The sequence below is a fragment of the Actinomadura oligospora ATCC 43269 genome (assembly GCF_000518265.1).
Lineage (GTDB): Bacteria > Actinomycetota > Actinomycetes > Streptosporangiales > Streptosporangiaceae > Spirillospora > Spirillospora oligospora.
In genome coordinates, this window is sequence record NZ_JADG01000020.1 from 98,266 (window position 1) to 122,314 (window position 24,049).

21 protein-coding genes are annotated in these 24,049 nt (G+C 73.5%); 16 read left to right on the forward strand and 5 right to left on the reverse strand.

Annotated elements, in window-relative coordinates:
• The first annotated feature begins 98 nt into the window (after positions 1–98).
• Positions 99–1,106, forward strand: coding sequence for a 2,3-diaminopropionate biosynthesis protein SbnA (gene sbnA / locus P696_RS0128130; RefSeq protein WP_026414933.1), 1,008 nt, complete (start codon positions 99–101; stop codon positions 1,104–1,106).
• 74 nt (positions 1,107–1,180) lie between these two features.
• The gene (sbnB, locus tag P696_RS0128135; RefSeq protein ID WP_026414934.1) at positions 1,181–2,206 is read left to right on the forward strand and encodes a 2,3-diaminopropionate biosynthesis protein SbnB; all 1,026 of its coding nucleotides are present in this window, start codon (positions 1,181–1,183) and stop codon (positions 2,204–2,206) included.
• 92 nt (positions 2,207–2,298) lie between these two features.
• On the opposite strand, the gene P696_RS0128140 is transcribed toward sbnB, so the two are convergent.
• Positions 2,299–3,741, reverse strand: a complete 1,443-nt coding sequence (locus P696_RS0128140) for a hypothetical protein (RefSeq protein ID WP_026414935.1) — start codon at positions 3,739–3,741, stop codon at positions 2,299–2,301.
• A 330-nt stretch (positions 3,742–4,071) separates the two neighbouring features.
• Here P696_RS0128140 and P696_RS48685 point away from each other — a divergent pair, with 330 nt between their 5' ends.
• The 4 genes from P696_RS48685 (at position 4,072) to P696_RS48690 (ending at position 7,042) form a co-directional block, all read left to right on the forward strand.
• Positions 4,072–4,779, forward strand: a complete 708-nt coding sequence (locus P696_RS48685) for a tRNA-dependent cyclodipeptide synthase (RefSeq protein ID WP_051468276.1) — start codon at positions 4,072–4,074, stop codon at positions 4,777–4,779.
• A 2-nt stretch (positions 4,780–4,781) separates the two neighbouring features.
• On the forward strand, positions 4,782–5,999 hold the full coding sequence (locus P696_RS0128155) for a cytochrome P450 (protein ID WP_026414936.1): 1,218 nt from the start codon (positions 4,782–4,784) through the stop codon (positions 5,997–5,999).
• 106 nt (positions 6,000–6,105) lie between these two features.
• Positions 6,106–6,714 (forward strand): nitroreductase family protein, encoded by a 609-nt coding sequence (locus P696_RS0128160; protein ID WP_084338280.1) that lies wholly within the window; start codon positions 6,106–6,108, stop codon positions 6,712–6,714.
• Positions 6,698–7,042: a DUF6092 family protein gene (locus P696_RS48690; protein WP_051468277.1), complete on the forward strand. Its 345-nt coding sequence runs from the start codon at positions 6,698–6,700 to the stop codon at positions 7,040–7,042. Before P696_RS0128160 ends, P696_RS48690 begins: the two co-directional genes overlap by 17 nt.
• A gap of 94 nt (positions 7,043–7,136) precedes the next feature.
• Here P696_RS48690 and P696_RS48695 read toward each other — a convergent pair whose 3' ends face one another.
• A complete protein-coding gene (locus P696_RS48695; protein ID WP_051468278.1) occupies positions 7,137–8,357 on the reverse strand; it encodes an MFS transporter in 1,221 nt (406 codons plus the stop codon).
• 109 nt (positions 8,358–8,466) lie between these two features.
• Here P696_RS48695 and P696_RS0128175 point away from each other — a divergent pair, with 109 nt between their 5' ends.
• From P696_RS0128175 to P696_RS57035, 4 genes are read left to right on the forward strand one after another with little or no spacing between them, the layout of a single operon-like run.
• On the forward strand, positions 8,467–8,967 hold the full coding sequence (locus tag P696_RS0128175) for a MarR family winged helix-turn-helix transcriptional regulator (protein ID WP_026414938.1): 501 nt from the start codon (positions 8,467–8,469) through the stop codon (positions 8,965–8,967).
• A 50-nt stretch (positions 8,968–9,017) separates the two neighbouring features.
• Positions 9,018–10,136, forward strand: a complete 1,119-nt coding sequence (locus tag P696_RS0128180; protein WP_026414939.1) for an acyl-CoA dehydrogenase family protein — start codon at positions 9,018–9,020, stop codon at positions 10,134–10,136.
• 37 nt (positions 10,137–10,173) lie between these two features.
• Entirely contained in the window at positions 10,174–11,172 is a 999-nt protein-coding gene (locus P696_RS0128185; protein WP_425394168.1) for an ADP-ribosylglycohydrolase family protein, read from the forward strand.
• Between the two features lie 8 nt (positions 11,173–11,180).
• The gene (locus P696_RS57035) at positions 11,181–11,729 is read left to right on the forward strand and encodes a hypothetical protein (RefSeq protein WP_170026601.1); all 549 of its coding nucleotides are present in this window, start codon (positions 11,181–11,183) and stop codon (positions 11,727–11,729) included.
• On the opposite strand, the gene P696_RS0128195 is transcribed toward P696_RS57035, so the two are convergent.
• The 3 genes from P696_RS0128195 to P696_RS48700 form a co-directional block, all read right to left on the reverse strand.
• Positions 11,698–12,129 (reverse strand): TIGR03668 family PPOX class F420-dependent oxidoreductase, encoded by a 432-nt coding sequence (locus P696_RS0128195; protein WP_026414942.1) that lies wholly within the window; start codon positions 12,127–12,129, stop codon positions 11,698–11,700. The two genes, P696_RS57035 and P696_RS0128195, sit on opposite strands and share 32 nt — an antisense overlap.
• Positions 12,130–12,193: 64 nt before the next feature.
• Complete coding sequence (locus P696_RS0128200; RefSeq protein ID WP_034487342.1) at positions 12,194–13,003, reverse strand: enoyl-CoA hydratase; 810 nt, start codon at positions 13,001–13,003, stop codon at positions 12,194–12,196.
• Between the two features lie 40 nt (positions 13,004–13,043).
• Positions 13,044–13,775, reverse strand: coding sequence for a class II aldolase/adducin family protein (locus P696_RS48700; protein WP_245627843.1), 732 nt, complete (start codon positions 13,773–13,775; stop codon positions 13,044–13,046).
• A 59-nt stretch (positions 13,776–13,834) separates the two neighbouring features.
• Here P696_RS48700 and P696_RS0128210 point away from each other — a divergent pair, with 59 nt between their 5' ends.
• From P696_RS0128210 to P696_RS0128235, 6 genes are all read left to right on the forward strand, one after another.
• Positions 13,835–14,749, forward strand: coding sequence for a carbohydrate kinase family protein (locus tag P696_RS0128210; RefSeq protein WP_026414944.1), 915 nt, complete (start codon positions 13,835–13,837; stop codon positions 14,747–14,749).
• A gap of 369 nt (positions 14,750–15,118) precedes the next feature.
• A complete protein-coding gene (locus P696_RS58385) occupies positions 15,119–15,922 on the forward strand; it encodes a nucleotide exchange factor GrpE (RefSeq protein WP_245627844.1) in 804 nt (267 codons plus the stop codon).
• Between the two features lie 125 nt (positions 15,923–16,047).
• Positions 16,048–17,631, forward strand: coding sequence for an Hsp70 family protein (locus P696_RS0128220; protein WP_026414945.1), 1,584 nt, complete (start codon positions 16,048–16,050; stop codon positions 17,629–17,631).
• A gap of 7 nt (positions 17,632–17,638) precedes the next feature.
• Positions 17,639–20,470: a SaeA-related protein gene (locus P696_RS0128225; protein ID WP_026414946.1), complete on the forward strand. Its 2,832-nt coding sequence runs from the start codon at positions 17,639–17,641 to the stop codon at positions 20,468–20,470.
• Positions 20,471–20,490: 20 nt separating this feature from the next.
• Positions 20,491–21,738: a GTPase gene (locus P696_RS0128230; RefSeq protein WP_051468279.1), complete on the forward strand. Its 1,248-nt coding sequence runs from the start codon at positions 20,491–20,493 to the stop codon at positions 21,736–21,738.
• A 6-nt stretch (positions 21,739–21,744) separates the two neighbouring features.
• The gene (locus P696_RS0128235) at positions 21,745–24,048 is read left to right on the forward strand and encodes a GAP1-N2 domain-containing protein (RefSeq protein WP_026414948.1); all 2,304 of its coding nucleotides are present in this window, start codon (positions 21,745–21,747) and stop codon (positions 24,046–24,048) included.
• Position 24,049 lies beyond the last annotated feature (1 nt).

Below are 24,049 nucleotides of genomic sequence, written 5' to 3' on the forward strand. Positions count from 1 at the left end.
TACAACGGATCGGCGAGAGGCCTTCCGAACCCTTTCGCCATGGTGTCGTCCCCACTTCCTCCGGCCAACGAGATCGGTTTTCTCCCCAGGGTGGCAGCGTGCCCATCATCACCTCGCCGCAGGACTTCAACGTCGAGGACCTCTATGTGGACCTCGGTCCCGTGCTCGACGTTCCGCTGCTCCTCAAGTGCGAGGGGTTCAACTTCGCGGGCTCGGTGAAGCTGAAGGCCGCCGCCGCGATGGTGGAGGCGGCCGAGCGGGACGGCCTGCTGCGCCCCGGCTCCACGATCGTCGAGTCCTCCTCGGGCAACCTCGGCATCGCGCTCAGCGTGATCGCCGCCGACCGCGGCTACCGCTTCCTGTGCGTCACCGACCCGCGCTGCAACCCCGCGTCCATCCGGGTGATGCGCGCGCTCGGCGCCGAGGTGCTGGTGATCGCCGACCAGGACGCCAACGGCGGCTACCTCGCCAGCCGCATCGCCCACGTCCGGCGGCTCTGCGCCGACTGCCCCGACCACGTGTGGCTGAACCAGTACGCCAACCGCAACAACTGGCTCGCCCACTACAGCGGCACCGCGCCCGCGATCGACCGCCGCTTCCCGGACCTGGAGGTCCTGTTCGTCGGCGCGGGCACCACCGGAACCCTCATGGGCTGCGCCCGCTACTTCCGCGAACGCGGCCGTCCGGTCACCATCGTCGCGATCGACGCGGTCGGCTCGGTCACCTTCGGCGACATCCCCCAGCGCCGCATGGTCCCGGGACTCGGCACCAGCACCCGCCCGGCCCTGGTGGACGAGTCGTACATCGACGAGGTCGTGCGCGTCCCCGAGCCCGACACGATCCGGACCGTCCACCGGCTGGCCGCGCGCGGCTTCCTGTTCGGCGGCTCCACCGGGACGGTCGTCTCCGGCGCCGCCCGCTGGCTCGCCGCCCGGCACCCGTCCGGAGGCCGCCGCCCGGTCGCCGTCGCCATCGCCCCCGACCTCGGCGAGCGCTACCTCGACTCGATCTACGAGGAGGGCTGGCTCGCCGAGCACTTCCCCGACCTGCCCGCACCCTCCGGGCTGGAGCTGACGGACGCCGACGTCCTCGGCGTCCACCCCTGACCCGGCCCGGGCGCCTGACCCGGCCCGAGCGCCCCGATCCCCGATTCGCGCGACCCGCAGAGGAGCGACCCCTGATGTCCCAGACCCCGTCCTTCGCCGTGATCTCCGGCGCGCAGGTGCACGACGCCGTGCACGGCCGCGAGACCGAGGTCACCGCCATGGTCGAGGCGGCCTACCGGCTGCACGGCGAGGGCGCGACGGTCAATCCCGACTCCTACTTCCTGCGCTTCCCGGACGAGCCCGCCAACCGCATCATCGCCCTGCCCGCGTCGGTGAAGGGCGAGGTGAACGCGCACGGCATCAAGTGGATCTCCTCGTTCCCGGGGAACGTCGCGGACGGCATCCCGCGCGCCTCGGCCGTCCTGATCCTGAACGACACCGCGACCGGGTACCCGTTCGCGTGCCTGGAGTCGTCCATCATCAGCGCCGCCCGCACCGCCGCGTCCGCCGCCCTCGCCGCCGCCCGCATCGCCGACGCCCGCGGCGACCGCCCGCGCCGCGTCGGGTTCTTCGGCGTCGGCCTGATCGCCCGGTACATCCACACCTACCTGGCCGCGAACGGCTTCGCCTTCGACGAGCTTGGCGTCTTCGACCTGAAGCGGGAGCACGCCGAGGGCTTCAAGGAGTACCTCGGGCGCACCGAGACCGGCGAGATCACCGTCCACGGCTCGGCGGAGGACCTGGTCACCTCGTCCGACCTGATCGTCTTCGCGACGGTCGCGGGCGAGCCGCACGTCCACGACCCGGCCTGGTTCGCGCACAACCCGCTGGTGCTGCACGTGTCGCTGCGCGACCTGTCCCCCGAGATCATCCTCGCGTCCTGCAACGTGGTGGACGACGTCGAGCACTGCATGAAGGCCAACACCTCCCCCCACCTGGCCGAACAGCGCGTCGGCCACCGCGACTTCGTGGCGGGCGCGCTGTACGACGTGCTCGTCGGCAAGGTCGTCCCGCCCGCGGACCGGCCCGTCGTCTTCTCCCCCTTCGGCCTCGGCGTCCTCGACCTCGCCGTCGCCCGCCACGTGTACGACCACGTGACGGCGTCCGGCGAGCTCCAGGAGGTCCCGGGCTTCTTCCACGAAATGAAGCGCTACGGCTGACCTTCTGGCCAGATTCCGGTCATCCTGCGCGTCTCGCCCCGGCGGAAGACGGAGCGCCGCCTCCTCACGGAGGCGGCGCTCGACCGGGTCGGTCAGGGCTTGGGCGTCAGGTAGACCATCCGCTGCCCGGGATGCTCGGTCAGCGTCCATATGCCGCTGCGGTTGGCGTCGCCGCCCGGCCAGTAGGACAGGTCCTCAGGGCCGATGGCCATGTTGTTCGCCGGAGTGCGCGCCTCGATGACACCGGTCGCCCCGGCGGGCTGGTTGCCCTGGACGAGCAGCCCCCCGGTGGATCCCCGGCTCTTGCTGGTGAACCACCGGTTGTCGTACCGGACCGCGCCCTGGATGTTGTCGGCGTACATGGTGTACGCGCCGTCGGCGTGCCAGCACGGGATCGTCAGGTGCCCGGGCGTGCTGGACACGCAGGTGGCGTTCAGTTTGGGCTTGCCGGTGTCGCCGTCCAGCTCCCACGTCGCCACGCGGCCGTTGGTGTTGCCGGAGTCCCGGCGGCAGAACTCACCGGTGATGAGGTGGTCGGCGCCGCTGCGGTCGATCGACACGAAGGAGGTGTTCGGCGAGCTGTTGTTGTCGCACGCGAACGGCTCGCCGGTCGTGCCGTCCTTGTCCGGGTCGGGGTCGTTCAGGCGCGGGCTGTTGTTGGTGTACGCGCCGACCTCGGGCATCACGTACCGGTAGCCGTGCGCGTAGAACGTGCCGTCATGGCGTCCGATGCGCTTCTTGTTGGTGGTGTCGCCCTTGTCGCCCGCCGCCTGCAGGTCGAGGATGTAGCGCGTGTCGAACACCCGCAGCCCGCGCGCGGTGTCCGCGACGTACAGGTAGTTGCCGTACCAGGCGATGCCGCCCGCGTGCAGCGACGTGCCGTCGGAGTTCTGCTGGGTGCGCAGGCTCATGTAGGTGGCGTTGCCCGAGTCGTTGAGGAACGGGTACGCCAGCAGGACGTGCGCGTACCTGCCGGTGTTCGGGTCGATGATCGAGATCCGCGCGCCCTTGACGCACTTCTGCTCGGCCCAGTCGCCGTTGGCGTCCTTGAACTCGCACTTCTCGTCCACGGCGGCGCCGTGCGGCTCCTGGTACCAGGTGGCGATCAGCGGCTGGGCGGTTCCCCAGTGCTTGTCCTCCTGCGCGTCCGCGACCGTGGTGATGCCCTGCGGCGTCCACTCGTAGTCGGAGGTGTTCGCCGAGTCGGCGGTGTCCCAGCAGAAGCTGAAGTCGACGTTGACCGGGTTGCCGCCATCGACCGCGCTCGTGTTGCAGGCCTTGTCGTCGGCGAGCTTCCCGGTCCGCGGGGCCTCGGCGAGGATGTTCTGGATGCCGAGCTTGGGCAGCTCGGCATCCAGCTCCTTCACCCGCTGCATCAGCTCGTCCTGGTTGTTGGCCTCGCGCATGTAGTAGTTGTCCAGGCTGGGGGTGGGCTCGTCGGCCCGCGCGGGCGCGGCCGTCACCGCCGTGAGGCCGGCGACCGCCACGGCGGTCGCCGCGATGATCCGGCCCAGCGCCCGAAGGCGTGCTGGCATGGGGGGCTCCTGTTCGGGGGTCTTGGCCGCGCACGAAGCGGGGAGCGTCACGACCAAGATCACTTCACTGGTGGCCCTCGACCATGCCATTGATGGCTAAATCCGGCAATGGCGGCTTTCAGTGGTCATACCGCCCACGCCAAGGTGACGTCCAGCCATCACGGAGGGGCCGTTCACCGGGGAGCGCCTCTGCCGGGAGCGACCGCGGCTCCACCCGGCGGGCGCACACCCTTTACCTCGCCTATCCCACGGGACTCACCAGTGCGCTAACCAAGAGTGATAGTGGATATACAGAAAGTTGTTATCGGTCATTCGGGGGGAGGTTCCACCATGCACGAGGCTGCCGTGGAGAGGCTGACCGCGCCTTTCACCATGACGCCGTACACGGAGAACTGCGCGCGGCTGAGCGAGCGGGCCGAACACGTGCTCGTAGGGGTCAGCCCCGGCAACGGCTACTTCAACCAGGAACGGCTCACGGCGCTGCTGCGCTGGGCGAGCGCGACGTTCGGCCAAGTGGACGCGATCGTCCCCGACGCGTCCCTGGTGCACACCTACCAGGCGCTCGGGCAGTCCCCGGAGACCGCGTGGACGAACGCCAGGCACAAGGTCGGCAAGACCTACCGGCGCGTCGCGCGGGCCTGGGCGGAGATCGGCGTCCCGCCGGGCGAGCAGCGCATCCACCTGCTGTCGGACTTCGTCGACCACCCCGTCTACACCCACCTGCGCGACGAGACCGACCGGGCCGTCGAGCGGGACCCCGCGCTGCGCGAGGCGTTCCTCCAGACCAGCCGCAGGGTGCTGAGCGCGTTCCTGAAGGACGAGGAGCCCACCGACGAGCAGGTCGAGGAGGGCAAGAACTACCTGACGGCCGAGATGCCGCTGTGCCTCGACACCCCCGCGCTCCTCGGCGTCAGCTCGTCCGTGGCCGTCTACCACCACCGGCTGCCCATGGCGGAGGTGATGTTCTCCTCGCCGTACCTGAACGTCTCGCCCCTGCAGGGCCACGCCGTCGTGCGGCCGTCCGAGGGAGGCCGGTAGCCGTGATCGAGACGGACGCGTCCGCGGACGCCCTTCCCTTCCCCTTCGGCGACTGGGGCTTCGAGCTCGCTCCCGAGTACGCGGGAGCGCGCGCGGCCCGCCCACCCGCGTGCCGGGTGACCACCGTCAGCGGCGACCGCGCCTGGCTGGTCACCCGCTACGACCTCGGCCGCCGGATCCTCGGCGATCCGCGCGTGAGCCTGGCCGCGGCCCTGGAGCCCGGGGCCCCTCGGCAGGAGCCGCTGCCGCTGCGGGCGTCCGAGGGCACCGGGGACGTCATGGCCACGCTCAGAGAGGCCGGCCTGCACAAGGTCGTCGCGGACGCGCTGGGCCCGAAGGCGGTGAGACGGCACCAGGAGTGGACGGTCGGACAGGCCCGGCGGCTGCTCGACGAACTCGTCCGCGGCGGCGCTCCCGCCGACCTGCGGGCCGGGCTCGCCCTGCGGCTCCCCTTCGCGGTCACCGGCCGGATCCTGCTGGGCGACCTGCGCGAGGACGAGTTGCCCCGGCTCAACGCGTGGGCCGACACCATCCTGACGTGGGGGCCGAAGCACACCCGCCACGAACTCGCGGACCTGTCCGCGGCCCAGGAGGACATCTACCGGTACTTCCTCAGCCGCGTCCCCGACCTCGTCGCCGCCCCGGGCGACCACCTGGTCAGGAAGATCGCCGCTCCCGGCGTGCTCGCCCAACCCGACCTGGCGGTCTTCGCCGTCCTGATGTACATCGCCGGATACCGGACCTCGTCGAGCTTCCTGAGCGGCGCGCTGGTCACGCTGCTGCGCCACCCGGACGTCCTGCGGGCCGTCCGGGACGATCCGGCGCTCGTCCCGGCGACCACCGAGGAACTGCTGCGCTACACCCCGATGGCCACCGGCGGCGCGAAGCGCGTCGCCCTGGAGGACATCGACCTCGACGGGCTGACCATCAGGGCGGGCGAGCTCGTCCTGGTCTCGCTGGAGGCGGCCAACCACGACCCGGCCGCCTTCGACGACCCCGACGCCTTCACCCCCGGGCGGGACTCCCCGGGCCAGCTCGGCTTCGGGCACGGCGGCCACTTCTGCCCGGGCAACCGGCTCGCCCGGATGCAGATCGAGGCCACGGTCGCCGCGCTGGCCGGCCACTCCCCCGAGCTGCGCCTCGCCGTCCCCGCCCACGACCTGCGCTGGACGGAGGGCGCCGCCTTCCGGATCCCCCGGGCCATCCCCGTGACCTGGTGACCCGCCGGGGAAACGCCGCGACGCGCCCGGTGAACGGTGCCGCCTCCGGCGAACGAGGAACCCCGCGAGGGCGGCCCGCCCGAGCGGAGATGGGAGAGAAGTCCGCATGACGACCGACACCGCTCCTCCGGCGCCGGCCGCGCCACAGGCGACGTCCGCGCCACCGGCGCCGCCGCCCGCCGAACACGCCGTCGACCCCGCCGGGGTCCTCCAGGTGATCCGGACGCGCGCCGTCGTCCGCGAGTTCACCGGCGAGCCCGTCTCGGACGACGACGCCAAGGCCCTCGCCGCCGCCTTGGTGGCTGCGCCCAACGGCGCGAACCTGCAGGCGTGGGCGTTCGTCATCGTCCGGAGGCCTCAGCTCCTGCTCTCGGTCCGCGCCTTCGCGCCCGGCGTGTTCGCGATCCCGGCGCTCATCCTGGTCGCCTGTCTCGACCACTCCCGCGCCGCCGACGAGAGCGACACCCGGACCCACAAAGAGGGCAGGTTGTGCGTGGCGATGGCCGTGGAGAACTTCCTGCTGGCGGCGCACGCGCTCGGCCTGGGCGCCTGCCCGTCCTCCAGCTTCCTTCCCGGCCCGATCCGGGTGCTGCTGGATCTGCCCGACCATCTCGAACCCGTCATGGTGGTCTCCGCCGGTCACCCGGCCCACCCGCCGAAACCCGCTCCGCGCCGCGACATCGACGAGGTCGTCCACTATGACAACTACGCCTGAGTCCACCCGCCGGGAGGCCGGTCTCAGCCGCCGGGAATCCGAACTCGCCCAGCTGGCCGCCTATCTCCTGGCCAGCAGTCGTTCGCTCCTGGACGACCCCGCGGTCTACGGCTCCTTCCGCCTCATCGACGCGGCCCGCCGGACGCTGCTCATCCTGGAGTCCGAGGGCGTCGCCAACGCCGACTTCACCGCCGTCCGAACCCAGATCGAAGAGGTCGTCCGCGCCAAGACCGAGGTCGACGTCCAGGCCTTCCTCGACACCCTGTGCCTTCAGATGGCCCACGCCCTCAAGGCCGCCGATCCCGACACCCTCGACACCAACCTCTGATCACCCGTCCGCCGCGCCGCCTGGCAGGGACGGACGAACAACAGGAGAGGCACCCCGAGGCCGACGCCCCAGGGTGCCTCTCTGACGTGTTCCGTCAGTGCTTGCGGGCCCGGTAGACGGCGGTGGAGGTTCCGAGGATCAGGACGGCGCCCAGCCAGAGGACGCCCCGGAGTGCGAGGTGGTCGACGACCAGGCCGCCGAAGAGGGCGCCCAGGGCGATGGCCAGGTTGAAGAGGCTGGTGTTGAGGGCGGTCGCGGCCTCGGCGGCGTCGGGGGCCGAGCGCAGGATCCAGGTCTGGACGCTGACCGGGATGCCGCCGAACGCCAGGCCCCACAGGACGAGGAGGGCGACGCCGCCGACCGGGTTCGCACCGACCAGGGGGAACAGGGCGAGGACCGCGGCGAGGGTCAGGCTGAGGGTCAGGATCGTCCGGAGGATGTCGCGGGAGAGCATCATGCCCGCGAGGAAGTTGCCCGCGATCCCGGCGGCGCCGAAGAGCAGGAGCAGGCCGCCGACCGAGTTCTTCGGAAGACCCGCCACCTCGCGCAGCAGCGGGTTGATGAAGGTGAAGGCGGCGAAGTTGCCGCTGACCAGGAAGAACGTGGCGAGGATGCCGGTCCGGACGGCCGGGACGCGCAGCTGCTCGCCCAGCGCCCGCAGCCGGACGGGGTCGCCCGCGGGCAGGGACGGCAGGAGGGCGGCCAGGGCGCCGACGATCAGCAGCCCGAGGACGGCGACCGCCACGAACGCCACGCGCCAGTCGGTGAGGCTGCCGATCAGCGTCCCCGCGGGGACGCCCAGGACGTTCGCGGCCGTCGCGCCGCCGAAGGTCAGGGCCGTGGCCTTGGGGACGGCGTGGGACGGCACGAGGCGGACCGCGATGCCCGCGGCCATCGCCCAGAAGCCGCCGATGCCGATGCCGACCAGGAAGCGCGCGGCCAGGAGGGTGGGGAAGTTCGGGGCGATCGCGGTGAGGATGTTCGCCACGACCATCAGGGAGATGAGCCCGATCAGGACGAGGCGCCGGTCGAGGCGGCGGATCGCGACGGGCAGCAGGGGCGCGGCGGCCGAGGCGACCAGGCCGGGCACGGTCACCATGAGGCCCGCGACGCCCTCGGAGACGCGCAGGTCGGAGCCGACCGCGCTGAGCAGGCCGACGGGCAGCTGCTCGAGGGTGACCATCGCGAACGTCCCGGACGCGACCGCGCCCACGCCCAGCCAGCGGCGCAGCGGGACCTTCTCGGGGGCCTGGGCCTGGGCCGTCGCCTGGGTCCGGGCCGGTGCCTGGGCGGGCCTGGCCTTCGTGGAGTTCATCGCCCTGTCCCCTTCATCTTGATAATCTCAACGTTGAGATATCATCATGGAAGCGCTTCAACGTCAAGTCTCTTAGCATTGAGACACCTGCCACAGGGAGGACCCCGCCATGGGCGACGCGATGGACGCGATCCTCGAGCAGTGGGCGCACGAGCGCCCCGACCTGGACACCTGGGCCATGGGCGTGAACGGCCGCCTCGCACGGCTGCGGCACCGGCTCCAGCAGGCCAACCGGGACTTCTACGCCGAGCACGGGCTGGAGAACCACGAGTTCGACATGCTCGCCACGCTCCGCCGGTCCGGCGCCCCCTACCGGCTGACGCCGGGGGGCCTGCTGAAGGCGTCCCTCGTCACGTCCGGGGCGATCACCAACCGGATCGACAAGCTGGAGGCGAAGGGCCTGGTCGAGCGGGTGCGGGACGCCGCCGACCGCCGCTCGGTGTTCATCCAGCTCACTCCGGAGGGGCTGGAGCTGATCGACGGCCTGATGGGGCCGCACGTCGCGAACGTCTCCCGGATGCTGTCGGCGCTGACGCCCGAGCGGCGCGAGCAGTTCGACGCCTCGCTGCGGATCCTGCTGGAGGCCCTGGACGACACGTCCATCGACTGACCCGTATGCTTGCCAAGCAAGCGTTTGGCCGCAACATCGGGAGGCGGACGATGGGCCTGGTCGAGACCGACGAGCTGCGGGAGCTGCGCGAGGTCCTGCGCCGCTTCCTCACCGAGCACGCGCCGGTCGCCGAGGCGCGGCGGCTGATGGCGACCCGCGACGGTCTCGACCGGGGGCTGTGGCGGCGGATGGCCGGTGAGCTGGGACTTCAGGGGCTCGCCGTCCCCGAGGAGCACGGCGGGTCCGGCTTCGGGGCGCGCGAACTCGCCGTCGTCTTCGAGGAGATGGGACGCGTCCTGTTCTGCGGTCCGTTCCTCGCCACCGTCGGCCTCGCGCTGCCCGCCGCCGAGGCGGCCTTGGCCACGGCCGCTTCGGGGGAGGCCGCCGACGTCCTGGCGGGCATCGCCGACGGATCGACCGTCGCGACCCTCGCCTGGACGGAGGATGACCGCTGGGACGCCCCGCCCGCTACGTCCTCCGAGAACGGCGTCCTCACCGGCACGAAGACCTACGTCCTGGACGGCCACACGGCCGACGTCGTCCTCGTCACGGCCAGGCGCGACGGCGCGACGGCCCTGTTCGCGGTGGACGGCGACGCGCCGGGGCTCACCCGGACCCCGCTCCCCACCCTCGACCAGACCCGCAAGCTCGCCCGGCTCGACTTCGACTCCGTGCCCGCCCGGCTCCTCACCGAGAGCGGGGACGCCGCCCTTGCGCGCGCACGAGACGTGGCCGCCGCGCTGCTCGCGGCCGAGCAGGTCGGCGGGGCCGAACGCGGGCTGGAGATGACGGTCGAGTACGTGAAGGTGCGGAAGCAGTTCGGACGGGCCATCGGGAGCTTCCAGGCCGTCAAGCACCGCTGCGCGGACATGTTCGTCCAGGTGGAGTCGGCGCGCTCGGCCATGCTGAACGCCGTGGACGCCGCCGACAACGCCCCGGAGGAGCTGCCCACCGCCGCCGCGCTCGCCAAGGCGTTCTGCTCGGACGCCTACTTCCACGTCACGGCCGAGACGATCCAGCTGCACGGCGGCATCGGGTTCACCTGGGAGCACGACGCGCACCTGTACTTCAAGCGGGCGAGGGCGTCGCAGGAGTTGTTCGGCCCGCCCGCCGACCACCGCAGGCGGCTGGCGGGCCTGGTCGGCATCACGGGCGCAGCGACGGCCTGACTCCCGGTATGTACGCGTCCGGGGCACAATGACACGTGTGAAACGTGCGAGCGGGAGCCTCTTCGGGTTGGCCTACGGGGACGCGCTGGGCGCGCCCACCGAGTTCCTCGGCATGAAGCAGATCCACAAGCGGTACGGATTCGACGGGCCGCGCGACTTCGAGCGGACGCCCGCGCTCGTCACCGACGACACCCAGATGGCGCTCGCCGTAGCCGAAGGACTGGTCGACGCGCTGCGGAATCCGCCGTTCACCGCCGACCTGGTCACGCCGATGTGGCGGCGGCGCTTCATCGACTGGCTGCACGATCCCGAGAACAACCGCGCGCCCGGCAACACCTGCCTGCGGGCCTGCGAGGGACTCGACCGGGGCCTGCCCTGGCAGCAGGCGACCCTGATGGGGTCCAAGGGCTGCGGCGCGAACATGCGCGTGACACCGATCGGCCTCGCGCCGGGCCTCGGCGACGACCAACGGGCGGGCGCGGCGCAACTCCAGGCCGCGCTCACGCACGGGCACCCGACCGGGCTCGCCGCGAGCGAACTGACGGCGTTCGCGACCCGATGGCTCGCGGACGGCCTGGCCCCGGCCGACCTCCCCGCCGCGCTCCGGCAGCGCGCGAACGAGCAGCGCACGGTGTACCGGGAAGCGTGGCTCGGCGCGCTGTGGACGCACTCCCAGGATCCGTCCGCCGAAGCGTTCATCGCGCGCGGCTGGGACGACTGCCTGGCCGTCCTCGACCGCCTGGACGCGGCGCTCGCCCTCCCCGACCGCAGCGCCGACCCGTGCGAGGCGACCGGCGCGGGCTGGATCGCCGAGGAGGCGTTCGCGACCGGCCTCTACTGCTTCCTGCTGTTCCCCGAGGATCCCGTGTCGGCGATCTGGCGCGGCGCGGCCAGCTCCGGCGACTCCGACTCGATCGCCTGCCTGGCCGGGGCGTTCGCCGGGGCGCACCTCGGCATGGACGCCTGGCCCGCCGGATGGGCGTCCCGCATCGAGTACGCCGACCGGCTCCACGCCGTCGCCGACGCCTGGGACTGAGCCGTCCGATGAGCACACGACAGGCGGATCAGCCGGTCAGGGCGCGACGTCCGTGGGTCAGGCTGGCGACGACGCTCCTTCTGACCGCGGCGATGTTCGCCGGGGCGGGCCTGTGCCTGGAGAGCGCGATCACGCAGGGCGACGCCACGAGCCGGGCCCACGCGGGCAAGGGACGTCCCGGCACCTTCACCGCCGACGTCCGGCGCTGCGGCAGGACGTGCTCCTGGTACGGCGGCTTCACCGCCGACGGCCTCGCCGCGCCCGACGCGCGTGACCGGGAACTGCGCGGCGCGCACGAGTCGTCCGTCCGCGCCGGGCAGCGGATCCGGGTCCGTGACGTCGGACGGTTCGTGCAGGCCGAGGGCGGAAAGGCCGAGTGGGGCTCGACGGTCGCGAACTCGATGGGGACGTTCGTCCTCGGCGTCCTCGGCATCCTGGGCGGGGTCAGCGCGACCGTCCTGTGGAACCGCGGCCGACGCCTCGACCAGAACGCCCAGAACGCGGCCGTCCGGCCCACGACGTGGTCTATGCCGTCCAGCCCACGACGTGGTCGATGACGACCTCGATCACCGGGCCGTCCGGACGGCGCTCGCGGTAGCGCGGGTAGCGGGCGGCGAGCAGGTCGAGCGGGACGGCCATCGCGTCCGGGTCGGTGATGAGGCGGGCGTGGCCGTCCACGCGGACCCACCACAGCCGGTCCCAGTCGTCCTCGTAGTGGTCGGCGAGGACGGACGCGCGCGGGTTCGCCCGCAGGTTCTCCAGACGCCGCAGGTCGCGGGTGGTCTTGGGCTTGTGGTCGACGGCCGTGAAGACGCTGCCGCCGGACACGGCGAACGTGATCGGCACGAGGTGCGGACGGCCGGCCGCCCCGTCCGCCCCGGGCGTGACGGTGGCGAGGCGGGCGACGGGCGCTGCGGCCAGGCGGGCGAGCGCGTCCTCGTGGCTGAGGCTCGGCACCCGCCCATCAGATCACAGCGCGTCCGAGGGGCAGTCCGCGAACCCTGCCGGTCGGCGAACCCTGTCAGTCGGCGAACCGCGGCGAGCGCCCCTCCTTGCGCGCCGACGTGGCCTCCTCGAAGTTGCGGGTGGTGAGCCGGACGAACAGCTGGCCGAGGCCCTCGTGGTCCATGTGCGCGTCCAGGCTCCCGGCGTCCAGACCCGCCCACAGCATCCGCTTGGTGAGCTCCACGCCGGGACGGCTGAACCCGATGATCCGCTCGGCGAGCTCGTAGCAGGCGTCCAGCAGCTTGTCCGGTTCGACGGCCCGGGAGACCAGGCCGACGCGCTCGGCCTCGGCGGCGTCGACGTCCCGTCCGGACAGCATGATCTCGAACGCGCGGGACGACCCGATCGCGCGCGGCAGCAGGTAGGACAGGCCGAGTTCGCTCGCGGTGAGGCCGTTGTTGATCCCGGCGGCGCGGAAGTAGGCGTCGCCGGACGCGGCGAGCCGGATGTCGGCGGCGAGCGCCAGGCACAGCCCGCCGCCGATCGCCGGGCCGTTCACGGCCGCGATCACCGGCTGGCGCATGCGGCGCAGCGTCCGGATCACGTCGTCGAGCAGCTCCATCGAGCGGAGCGCGATCGTCGACACCGTGAGGCCGTCGATGCCGGGGATGCGGCCGGGCGACTCCTGGTCGGCGCCCGAGCAGAACCCCCGCCCGGCGCCGGTGACGACGACCGCGCGCACGTCGTTGTCGCGGGACAGCGCGGCGAGCGTGTCGCGGAAGGGGACCATGACGTCGAACGCCATCGCGTTCATCCGCTCGGGCCGGTTCAGCGTGACCAGCGCGACGTGCGGACGGGGCCGTTCGACCAGCACGAAGTCGGACATGGGCATCCCCTCACTCCAGGGTCACCTAGCAAGCGCTAGGTTACACACCCCCGGGTTCAGGCGGGAGGAGCCGGGCCCGGCCCCCCACGAACCGCGCGACCGCCGGACCCGCGGGAGGGACGTAACCGGGCCCCGCGAACCGCTCCACCGCCTCGCCGAGCTGCGCCTCCGTCAGCGCCCGCGGCTCGCCTATCGCCCGCGCCCTCAGGTACACCCCGCACAGCCACTCCAGGAGCAGCGCGTTCTGGATCGCCTCGTCCAGGTCGCGGCCGAGCGCGACCGCGCCGTGGTTCGCCATGAGCGCCGCGCGCCGTCCGCCCTCCAGCGCCGCGAGGACGTTGCGGGCCAGCTCGGGCGTCCCGTACGTCGCGTACCCGGCGACCCGGACGATCCCGCCCAGCATCAGCGTGTAGTAGTGGATCGGCGGCAGCTCGTCCAGGACGGCCGAGACCGCCACGCAGTCGGCCGAGTGCGTGTGCACGATCGCGCCCGCGTCGGTCTCGCGGTAGATCGCCAGGTGCATCGGCGTCTCCGACGACGGCTCCCGCGCGCCCTCCAGCACGCGTCCGTCCATCTCGAGGACGGGGCAGTCGCGCTCGTCCAGCCGGTCGAGCCTGGCGCCGCCCGGGGTGACGACCACCCTGTCGTCCCGGACGCGCACGCTGATGTTCCCCGCCGAGCCGGTGACGAGGCCCTCCTCGACCACGCGCCGACCCGCCCAGCACACACTCGTCCGACCCGCGCCGAGCAGCAGCACCCGTCCACCCCTCACATTCGAGACGTTCCGGACCGTAGGCTAACGCCCTGCCGATCTTCTGAGGGAGACCCGACGTGGTGGTTCTGACGCTCGGAGCGCACATCGTGGACGTCCTGGCCCGCCCGGTGGAGGCGATCCCGGACGGCCAGGACACGGTCGTCGTGGACGAGATCCGCGTGACCGCCGCCGGGTCCGCCGCGGGGACGGCCGTCGTCCTCGCGCACCTCGGCAACGAAGTCGTGTCGGTCGGCGCGATCGGCGACGACGACCTCGGCGGCCTGCTCACCTCGCTGATGACCAGGCACGGCGTCGACGTGGGCGGCCTGGTCCGGCGCACGGACGCGCAGACCTCCGCGTCCGTCCTGCCGATCCGCGCGGACGGCGGACGGCCCTCGTTCCACGCCCCCGGCGCGAACCTGACGCTGACCGCGAGCGCCGTCGACCCCGGCCTGCTCATGGCCGCCGACGCCGTCCACCTCGGCGGCCCGGACGTGACGTTCGGCCTGAACGACCCGGGGTTCCTCGCCGCCCTGGACGCCGCCCGCGCGTCCGGGACCATCGTGACGATGGACTTCCTGTCCAACATGCCCGACCTGCTGGACGGCGCCCGCCCGTTCCTCGCGCACGTGGACCACGTCCTGCCGAACGAGGAGCAGGCCGCCGCGCTGACCGGCGAGGACGACCCGGAACTCGCCGCCCGGGCGCTGCTCGCCGAGGGCCCGACGTCGGTCGTCGTCACGCTCGGCGCGGAGGGCAGCCTGGTCGCGACCCGCGAGGAGGTCCACCGGATCCCCGCGCTGGACGTTCCGGTCGTCGACACCACCGGCTGCGGCGACGCCTACTGCGCGGGCTACCTGACGGCCCTGCTGCGCGGCCTCTCCTGCAGGCAGGCCGCGCGCTGGGGCACGGCCGCCGCCGCGACCGTCGCCCAGGGGCTCGGCTCCGACGCGGGCCTCACCGACCTCGACGCCGTCCTCGCCCTGCTCTGACCCGGCACGGAAGAACGCGGACACAAACGAACGTGGACACGGCCCCGAGCGCGACCGCGCCGCCGCGACCGGGAGCCGTGTCCGAGAAATGAGACGCACGCCCATGGCGTCCGGTTTCGTCTTCTCTGCGCGTTTCTCTTTCCCCACCGCGCGACCCCGCGCGACCACACGCCGAAACTGTGGCGGCGAGGACACCGTGCGCGACGTTCTCCGACGTCAGGAGGGTCACGTCCACGCGTTTCCGTCGCCCGGGCCCGCCGTGTTCCGACGGAGAAGTCGGAAGCGGGTCCGGCTTGCGTCGCGGAAATGTCAGCGCGCCGTCAAGCGCGCCCTATGCCTGCGAGGTTCGTCCCATTAGGGTGACTCAACGTGTCGAGCGATCGGAAGCGGGAAGTCAGCGCGGGGTCACGGGACGAACGGCCACCGACCGGGTCGGCGAACGGCACCGCACCCACCGGAGCCTCCGCCCCCGGGACCGAGGCCGACGAGACGGCGTCCGCGACGTCCTCGGACGACGGCGACACGACGACAGAGAAATCGACGGACGCGGCGGACGCGACCACCGAACCGACCGACGACGGCGAGGACGCGGCGGAGGCCGGGCAGTCCGCGAGTGAGGCCGGAGCGGCGGACGGAGAGGCGACCGCGGTCGCCCGCGAGGTCCGCGACGCGCTGCACGACCTGCTCGGACGGCTCGACCGCGAGACCGACCGCGCCGCCCACCGCGAGTCGGTCATCGACCGGCTGCACGAGGAGAACCAGCGGCTGCGGCGCGGCGAGCTCGAGTCGATGCTTGAACCGGTCCGCGCCGCGCTGTACAAGGTCCACGACACACTACGGCAGGCCGCCGCGTCCCCGCCGGAGCCCGAGCAGGCCGCCAGGCTGCTCGGCGACTGCGCGAACGAGGTCGCCGACACCCTGGCCAGGACCGGATCCGTCCGGTTCGAGGTCGAGCCCGGCCAGCCCTACGACGCCTCCCGACACCGCCCCGTGGAGCGGGTGGAGGTGGACGACCCGGACCGCGACGGGACGGTCGTCGCCGTCCTGACGGACGGGTTCGAGAAGGGCGACCGGGTCGTCCGCAAGGCCGGGGTCCGTGTCGGGAAGTCGGTCAAGAGCGATGCGCGGCGGCGGACGGAGCGGGACGATGGTCATCGACGGCCGGCGCGCTGACCTCCCGGACCGGACCGCCCACTCCCGGCGGCCCGGCGCGGGACGGCACGCCGTCCGCCCGACCGGTGGCCGGCGACCCGGTGGCCGGCGCCCGCCGCACCCCGGTAGCGATAGGTGAAGAGGATATGGCTGTCTACGGGATCGACCTGGGAACCACCTACTCCTGCATTGCCTCCATCGACGACGTGGGACGCCCCGCGGTCCTGCGGAACCTGGAGGGCACCGACACCACACCCTCGGTGGTGTACTTCGAGAGCGAGGACAACGTGGTGGTCGGGCAGACCGCGAAGGACACCGCGGTCCTGGAGCCCGAGAACGTCGTCAGCCTGGTGAAGCGGGACATGGGCCGCGAGGTGGCCCGCGACATCCAGGGGATCGAGTACACCCCCGAGGAGCTGTCGGCGTTCATCCTGCTGAAGCTGGTCACCGACGCGCGCACCCAGTCCGGCGAGGACGCGCGGGACGTGGTCGTGACCGTCCCGGCCTACTTCGGCGCGGCCGAGCGCGACGCCACCCGCAAGGCGGGCCGGATCGCCGGGCTCAACGTCATCGACATCGTGTCCGAGCCGATCGCCGCCGCGATCACCTACGGCGTGCTCAACCCCGAGCAGGACCGCACGATCCTGGTGTACGACCTCGGCGGCGGAACGTTCGACACGACGGTCATCACGCTGCGCGGCGGGCACATCGAGGTCATCTGCACCGACGGCGACCACGAGCTCGGCGGCGCCGACTGGGACGCGCGGCTGGTGGAGTACCTGGCCGAGCGGTTCCGCGCCGAGCACCCCGACGCGGGCGACCCGCTGGACGACCGCCAGTCCGAGCAGCAGCTGCGCCGGGACGCCGAGGACGCCAAGAAGTCGCTGACCAACCGCACCGCGCACACCGTCCGGGTGATGCACGACGGGCGCAGCGCGACGGTCGAGATCACCCGCGAGCGCCTGGAGGAGCTGACCCGCGACCTGCTGGACCGGACGATCGAGATCACCGGCCGGACGCTGGAGACCGCCAAGGAGAAGGGCGTCGACGACTTCGACGACCTGGTCCTGGTCGGCGGGTCCACCAAGATGCCGGTCGTCGCGGCGCGGCTGTCCACCGAGCTCGGCCTGAACCCGCGCCTCCAGGACCCCGACCTCGCGGTCGCCAAGGGCGCGGCCCTGTACGCGTTCGAGGAGACCTACCGGCGGCTGCTGGCCGCCGGTGAGGACGAGCGGGCCGAGGAGATGGCCGGACGCGCCGGGCTGTCGGCCGACCAGAAGGCGCAGATCGCCAACCGCCGGATCCTGACCGTCGCCTCGCACGCGTTCGGCATCGTCGTCGTCGACCGGGACAGCGGGGCCGAGCACGTCGCGCACCTGGTGCACGCCAACGACGAGCTGCCCGCCGCGCACACCGAGGACTTCTACACCGTCCACGACGAGCAGACCTCCGCCGACGTCCGGGTGATGGAGCAGGCCGGGTCGGTCGAGTCGGCCGAGCTGGTCGACAACTCCGAGATCGCGACCGGGCAGATCCGGATCCCGGACGGCAAGCAGGCGGGCTGGCCGATCGGGGTGACCTTCGAGCTCGACGCGTCCGGGCTGCTCAACGTCACGGCCGTGGAGAAGGAGACGGGCGAGCGGCTGGAGCTGAAGGTGGACGTCGGCGGGATGTCCGAGGAGGACGTCGAGCGGTCCCGCACCGCGCTCTCCCGGGTGAAGGTGAGCTGAGCGCGCGATGACGACCGGTGGCCAGCCGTCCGGGCAGGGCTTCGACGCCGCCTACCAGCGTGAGGTGCTGGAGCCGGCGCGGGCGGCGGGCGACCAGCCGCCGGAGGACCTGCGGGTCCGGTACGCGCTGCCGGAGCAGCCGACGCCGGAGGCCGTCGCGGCGCGGGTCAAGCAGGTCCGGCAGTGCTGGCGGCGGGCGCGCGGCCAGCTGAAGTACCGCAAGCTCGTGGACCGGCTCGAGGCCGAGCACCGCGAGCTCGCCCCGGTCTTCGCGGCGGCCGAGCGCGGCGACCTGAACCCGCTGCGGCAGCGGCTCGCGGGCGGGCAGGCGCGGTCCCGGCGCCGGATGGAGGTCGCGGCGGCGCGGCTCGCCGACGCGGGCGGCCTGATCCAGATGGTCACGCCCGGCGAGCTGGAGGACATCGCCCGCACCGCCGGGGTGACGGGCGCGGAGCTGTCGGCGCTCGCGTCCGGGCGGATCGAGGTCCGCGAACCGGACGCGCTGCCCGCCGCGCCGCCCTACGCCGCCTATCCCAAGGTGCGCGAGTCGCTGGACGTCCTCGGCCGCCGCAACCTGGCCGACTTCCTGTTCGGCGGACGGCTCGGCGGCCCGATGCGGGTCCTGGACGGCTTCGCCGCGGCGGGCCGGGACGGCAATCCCCTGGTCCCGTCCGCTGAGGCGGTCGCGGCCGTCGCCGCCGAGTGGGCGCGGCGCAGCCGGGACACGAGCACCACGCACGCGCAGACCGTCCTGGCGGCGCTGCGCGCCGGGCAGGGCGAGGACTCCGGCGCCCACCTGACCGACCTGATCCGCTTCGACGTCGTCGACCGGCTGCGCGAGCGGCTCCGTCAGCGCGCGTCCGAGCGCGCGCTGCTGCGGCACGCCACCGAGGAACTCGGCGTGGACGCGTCGGACGCGCGCCGTCTCGTCTTCGCCGTCCTGCGCGAGCAGGCCCCGGCCGCCGCGGCCGGTCCCCCGCAGCCCGGCCCCGCCGACCGCCTCCGCGAGCTCCTCGACGCGGGCGAGATCTACGCCGCCGCCGAGTTCGCCCGGGCCCTCACCGACCCCGGCCCGTCCACGCCCGGCCAGGACCCGGCCGCCTCGGACGACGCGCAGGGCGGCGGTCGCGCGAGCGGGCGTCACGCCGCCGCCGGGAGCGACCTGCCCGACGACGTGGCGGTCCTGGCGGCCGAGGCCCGGCACCGGGTGGCGACTGCGACGCGGTTGCGGGAGGCGGCGGCGGACGAGCCGGACACCGACCGCGCGTGGCGGCTGCTCGCCGACGCGTTGAAGCTGGTCCGGGACCTGCCGGGCGCGGCCGACCACCAGAAGCGGCTGCCGCCGAAGCCGGTGGAGTCCCTGATCGCGACCGTGCACGCCGACCCGGAGCCGTCGGTGCGCCTCGTGTGGGAGGCGTCGCCGTCCACGGCGGGCGAGGTGCTGTACCACATGGTGCGCCGCCGGGACCGTCCGCCGCACGGGCCCGCCGACGGCGAGCCGGTGCCGCTGACCAGGGACGACTCCCCTCCGGTCAACGTCCACCTGTACTACGCGGTGATCGCGGTGCGGGGCGAGGCCCACGCGCCGCCGACCGTCGCGGGCCCGATCCTGGTGCGGCCCGAGCCGCGCGAGGTGGAGCTGGCTCCGGGCGACGGCACGGTCACCGGCCGCTGGCGGTGCCCGCCGGAGGCCGCGCGGATCGCGGTGTTCCGCGCCGGGCGGGGCGGCGAGCGGGCCGTCCCGGCGGGCCGCGAGGGGTTCTCCGAGCGGGTCCCGAACGGCGTGACGCACCACTACCGGATCTGCGCGGTCTACCTGGACGAGCAGGGCCGCGAGGTGACCACGCCGGGCGTCCGGCTGTCGGTCACGCCGTCCGCGCCGCCGGAACCGGTCTACGACATCGCCGTGGACGCGTCGGCGGGCGAGGAGGACGAGATCCTCGTCCGGTTCGAGCGTCCGGAGCACGGCAGCCCCGAGGTCGTCCTGCTGGACGCGCAGCCCGAGTGGCCGCGCAGCGCGATCGTCCCGGTCGAGGACGTGCGGAAGGCGTCCCGGCGGATCCCGAACGCGGTGACGTCCGACGGGATCCTGGTCAAGCCCGGACGCGGCGGCTGGCTGCTCGCCGTCACCGTCGCCGAGGGCACGGCCGCGATCGGCGCGCAGCACCGCCACGTGAACCTGCCGCCGCCGCGACGGCTGGTCGCCGAGCGTCGCGGCGGGGTCGTGCACGTCGGGTTCGACTGGCCCGACGAGGTCGCCGAGGTCGAGCTGAGCTGGCGGATCGGCGTGGACGCGATCGCCACCGGGCGGATCGAGGCGAACCTGGTCGCGGCCGGACGGATCGAGGCCGGACGGCTCCCGACCGCCGCTCCCGAGCGGGTGTCGGTCACCCGCGCCGCCTACGAGGCGCAGGGCGGGCTGCGCGTGGAGGCGCCGGAGGCCGAACCGGTCGAGCTGGCGGTCGCCGCCGTGAGCACCGCCGACGACCAGCGGGTCGTCGGCACGCCGGTCACCGTGGAGGTGCAGGCGCGCACGCTCGTCCGGTACGAGCTGGAACGGACCGGGCCGCCGTGGAAGCGGGCGCTCACCGTGAAACTGTCGGCGGAGCGTCCGCTGCGGGTCGGCTCGCTGGAGCTCGTCCTGCGGCGCGGGCGGGTGATGCCGCACCGTCCGACCGACGGCGAGACGCTCGGATCGTGGACGCAGGTGCCGGTTCCGGGAGAACTCACCGTGCCGCTGCCTCGGCCCGCGGGCGAGTACTGGCTACGCTGCTTCACGGATGACACCGTGGTCGAGTTGACCGATCCCCCGGTCCGTCATCTGCACAGCCCCCGGTAACGCGCCCCCAGGAGGAGCCGGTGTCCCTAGCGTCCCGGGTGAGCCTGCCCGGCCTCGCCCGGCAGGAGATCACCTGCCCGTACTGTTTCGTGGAGATCAGTCCGCAGCGGATCCCGTTCCGCTGCCGCGGCCAGGTCGGCCGCAGGCAGGGCTGCGCTCCCGTGCTCGACGAGGAGCTCGCCGCCTACACCGGCTCGACGGCGGGCGCGTCCCTGCCGCCGGTGTTCGCCGCGCCGCCGCGGTCGGGCGGGCGCGCCGACTGTCCCGACTGCGGGCAGCCGACGCACAACCGCGTCTGCCCCGAGTGCCACAACCCGCTGCCGACCGCGTACTGCGACTCCCCGGGACGCATCGTCGCGCTCGTCGGCGCGAAGAACGCGGGCAAGTCGACCTACATCGCCGTCCTGCTGCACGAGCTGATGAACCGGGTCGGCACCGAGCTCGACACCTCGCTCGTCGCGTGCGACGACCGGACGATCGAGCGGTACAAGCGGGACTTCGCGCGTCCGCTGCTGGAGGAGCGGCGGCTGCTGCCGACCACGGCGAGCGCCGCGACCGCGCCGCGCGAGCCCCTCGTGTACCTGCTGACCCGCACCCGCCCGTCGAAGCTGGCGCGCACGCCGCTGGCCGGGATGGGGCGGGCCAAGCACGACGCGCTGGCGCTCGTCCTGTTCGACACCGCCGGTGAGGACCTGCGCAGCCGCGAGGTCCGCGACCTGCACCTGCGGTACCTGGAGGCGGCCGACGCGATCATCTTCCTCGTCGACCCGCTGGAGCTGCCCGGCGCGCACAACGCGATCGCCGACGAGGCGCAGGACCGCGAGGGCACCCTCGGCGAGGACCCGGACAGCGAGCCGATCAACATCATCGCGCGCGTCACCGAGGCGCTCCGTCTCCGGCACGGCCTGCGTCCGGGCGAGCGCCTCCCGGTCCCGGTCGCGGTCGCGCTCACCAAGATCGACGCGCTCGGCCCGGCGGTGGCGCGGCAGTCGGCCCTGCACCGCTCCCGCTCCGGTTCCGGCGTTCTGGACCTGGACGACCGGTCGGCGGTGAACGAGCAGGTCAGGGCCCTCCTGCACGACTGGAACGCGGGCCAGCTCGACCTGTTCCTGTCGCAGCAGTACGCCGACTACGCCCTGTTCGGCCTGTCCGCGCTCGGCTCCATGCCCGAAGGCGACCGCGTCGGCGCGGGCGGCGTCCGCCCCTACCGCGCGGAGGATCCACTGCTCTGGCTCCTCTATCGATTCGGCATGCTCGACGGGGAGTGACTTCAGGTGGCCTGGCAGCTGCACTACACCTCGGCGCGGCGGGGGCCGACCGGCCGGTCGGGGTTCCAGTTCGTCGCGGAGACTCCGGGGCTGCCGGACGGGACGCGGGCGCGCATCACGCCGCACGTGTCGTACCGTCCGCCGCCGGAGGCCCCGCTGTCGCCCGCCGACGACGAGCTCGACCAGTTCCCGGTGTCGCTGCTGTACGACCGCGTGGACGGGCGTCCGCTGCTGCTGCGCTGCCGCTACCTGGGGCGTGACTACTCCGGGCGGTACGGCAACTTCTTCGCGCACGCGGTCGTCGCCGAGCCGGACGAGCTGGAGGGCGTCCGCCCGGTCGAGCTGTGGCACGCGCCGCTGTGGACCGACTCCCCCGCGTCCGAGACCGACCTGCCCGAGGTGGACGAGCTCGTGCCGGACGAGGGTCTCGACCCCGAGTCCCTGGCGGCCTGGCTCGCGTCCGAGGCCGACCCGGACGAGGCCTTCGGGCGGCTAGCGCGGATCGTGGACGCCGTGGTGGCCGTCCTCGGGCGGGGGCACGGGCGGGTGGTGCTGGTCTCGTCCGACATCGAGCTCGTCGCGCGGTGGATCGCGGTGGTGTCGTACTCGCTGCCGGTCGCGGCGGCGTCCGCGCTGTCGTTCGTGACCTACAGCGCCGACCCGGACGGCGCGCCGCAGCGGCTGGTCGGGACGACGCCGGACGTGTGGGCGTCCGCGCAGCGCACCTCGCCCGCGGTTCCGCTCGACCTGCCCGTCCAGGGCGCGGACGAGGCCGGACGGTTCGCGCGGACGGTCGCGGCGTGCTGGCGGGACGCCGACTTCGCCGGGCTGGACGCGCTGGCCGAGCTGGCGCTGCTCGGGTCGGGCGCGTCCCCCGACGCTCCGGATCCGGCCGTCCTCGACCGGGCGGCCGGGCTGCTCGCCTTGTGCCGGGGCGAGCACGGCGTCCCGGAGGACGAGGAGGCCGGGGCGGCGGATCTGCTCACCCGGCACGGCACCGCGATCCCCGACTGGGTGTGGGGCGACCTGGTGCGCGGCGTCCCGTCCATGGGGTACGACCTGGCGCTGGCGGTGCACCGGTGGGCGCACGCGGCGGGCGCCTCCGAGGTCGCCGGGCAGTGCGCGGCGCGTGCCCTCGCGCAGGCGCCCGATCTGACGGCGGTCGTCCGGCTCGCCGCCGAGGGAACCCCGCGTGGCGAGCTCGTCGCCGCCGCGTCCGGGCGGGCGCGGTCCGGGGCGTCCGACCTGCCCAAGGCGTTCGCCGAGTGTCCCGCCGAGCACCGTGAGGCCTTGTTGGAGGGCGTCCTGAAGGGCCTGCACGCGGCGGACGGGCCGACTCGCAAGGCCGTCCTCACCGACGCCACCTGCGACCTGCTCTTCGACGAGCTCTACATGAACGCCGCAGCGGCCAAGCCGTTCAGAGCAGGCAAGGGGTTCACGCCCCCGAAGGCGTTCGGCAAGGGCTCGGGGGGCTGGTTCTCGCCGCGTGAGGTGGACGACGGGTTCCGCGGGGGCGGGGTTCCGGCGGAGGTCGCGGCGGCGGTGCTGGCGTCCGTCGGGCGGCGCGTGCCGGAACGGCGGGTCGCGGTGACGGGGCGGCTTCTGGGACTCGGGCTCAGTGTGGTGGAGCTCGATCCGGTGTTGAGCTCGGTCTGGGAGGATCCGCCGGATCCGGTGATGTGCCTGGAGCTGGTGGCGGCGCATCCGGAGGCATGTGCGGAGCATCCGGCGCTCGGGGTGCTGCCTTCGCGGACGTTCATGCGGGTCGCGGCCGGATACGGCGAGCTGGCGGAGGCTTCGACGCTGCGGCTCGCGGAGCGGGTGCGGACGGTGCTCCCCGGCGGCGCGGCGGACGCGGACGCGGCGATCGTGCGCGCCCACGCGGAGGCGGTGACGGCGGAGAAGCCCGTGGACGCCGCGCGTGCGCTCGACGGGCTCCCGCGCGCGGGACGGCTCGCGGTGCGGGCGTTCGAGTCGGCGGCCGAGCGGCTGGAGCGGCGTGGGGCGGCGTTCCGTGCGGAACTTCTGGCGGCGGCGTCCCCGACGGCGCGGGCGCGGCTCGGCGTGCAATGGACGGGTGGTCCGGGCGCGCGGCGCAGGCGCGGCGGCGACAGTGAGCGCCGGGACGAGCTGGTGGAGGTGGCGCTGCGGTTGCGGGCGCGGGGCGTGCGCGAACCGGCGCTGGAGGAATGGGCCCGCGGCGCGGCGTCGGGGTTCCTGGCGGCACGGCACCTGGAGTCGCGGTTCGCGTCCGATCCCGGGCTTCGCGCGGCGCTGAAGGCGCTGCTCGACGACGCGCGGCGGGGGTGAC

What these genes read in the sequence shown, in the direction of transcription:
- P696_RS0128180 (WP_026414939.1), top strand. Translation starts at nt 9,018, where the DNA reads ATGGGCCTGGTCGAGACCGACGAGCTGCGGGAGCTGCGCGAGGTCCTG.
- P696_RS48690 (WP_051468277.1), top strand. Translation starts at nt 6,698, where the DNA reads ATGACAACTACGCCTGAGTCCACCCGCCGGGAGGCCGGTCTCAGCCGC.
- P696_RS48685 (WP_051468276.1), top strand. Translation starts at nt 4,072, where the DNA reads ATGCACGAGGCTGCCGTGGAGAGGCTGACCGCGCCTTTCACCATGACG.
- P696_RS0128220 (WP_026414945.1), top strand. Translation starts at nt 16,048, where the DNA reads ATGGCTGTCTACGGGATCGACCTGGGAACCACCTACTCCTGCATTGCC.
- P696_RS0128160 (WP_084338280.1), top strand. Translation starts at nt 6,106, where the DNA reads ATGACGACCGACACCGCTCCTCCGGCGCCGGCCGCGCCACAGGCGACG.
- P696_RS0128140 (WP_026414935.1), bottom strand. Translation starts at nt 3,741, where the DNA reads ATGCCAGCACGCCTTCGGGCGCTGGGCCGGATCATCGCGGCGACCGCC.
- sbnB (WP_026414934.1), top strand. Translation starts at nt 1,181, where the DNA reads ATGTCCCAGACCCCGTCCTTCGCCGTGATCTCCGGCGCGCAGGTGCAC.
- P696_RS0128175 (WP_026414938.1), top strand. Translation starts at nt 8,467, where the DNA reads ATGGGCGACGCGATGGACGCGATCCTCGAGCAGTGGGCGCACGAGCGC.
- P696_RS57035 (WP_170026601.1), top strand. Translation starts at nt 11,181, where the DNA reads ATGAGCACACGACAGGCGGATCAGCCGGTCAGGGCGCGACGTCCGTGG.
- P696_RS0128200 (WP_034487342.1), bottom strand. Translation starts at nt 13,003, where the DNA reads ATGTCCGACTTCGTGCTGGTCGAACGGCCCCGTCCGCACGTCGCGCTG.
- P696_RS0128225 (WP_026414946.1), top strand. Translation starts at nt 17,639, where the DNA reads ATGACGACCGGTGGCCAGCCGTCCGGGCAGGGCTTCGACGCCGCCTAC.
- P696_RS48695 (WP_051468278.1), bottom strand. Translation starts at nt 8,357, where the DNA reads ATGAACTCCACGAAGGCCAGGCCCGCCCAGGCACCGGCCCGGACCCAG.